The organism is Bacillus sp. DHT2, assembly GCF_026241455.1.
Taxonomy (GTDB): domain Bacteria; phylum Bacillota; class Bacilli; order Bacillales; family Bacillaceae_G; genus Bacillus_A; species Bacillus_A pseudomycoides.
This window is the reverse complement of sequence record NZ_JAPHWH010000088.1, coordinates 1-407: the sequence shown is the minus strand read 5'-3', so window position 1 is coordinate 407 and position 407 is coordinate 1. Positions and strand designations below refer to the sequence as shown.

Annotated in this window: 2 protein-coding genes; both read left to right on the top strand. The window is 38.8% G+C overall.

What is annotated here, in order from left to right; translation table 11 throughout:
• Positions 1-178 (top strand): PadR family transcriptional regulator (locus tag ORL93_RS31030; RefSeq protein ID WP_265960355.1); only part of this gene is annotated, 178 nt, incomplete at its 5' end.
• A gap of 71 nt (positions 179-249) precedes the next feature.
• A partial coding sequence (locus ORL93_RS31025; RefSeq protein WP_141521912.1) for a DUF1048 domain-containing protein occupies positions 250-407 on the top strand: 158 nt, incomplete at its 3' end.

Here is a 407-nt window from a genome sequence, read left to right as displayed (position 1 = left end):
TACCATCCTCGTGCGATTAGAAAAGAAAAAACTTGTGAACATAGAAAAGAAACCGTCAGATATGGGGCCGCCCCGCAAGTTTTACTCACTTAATGAGGCTGGCCGCCAGGAACTTGAATTGTTTTGGGAAAAATGGGATTTTGTATCATCAAAAATCAACGTCTTGAAGTCAATCTAGCTTCATAAGATATTCCGTCCGATATTTTTGGAGTGTCTTGTTCAGCTTTATAAAAAAGGAGGAAAAATAACATGTTGGAAATGTTCAAAAAAATGATTGGCGATAAAAAAGAGTACAAAATGATGATGGCACGGGTTGAAGCCCTTCCAGAGGACTACCAGTTTGTATTTAAGAAAATTCAAAACTACATGTGGAATTTCTCAGCGGGCAACGGGATGGATATGCTGCA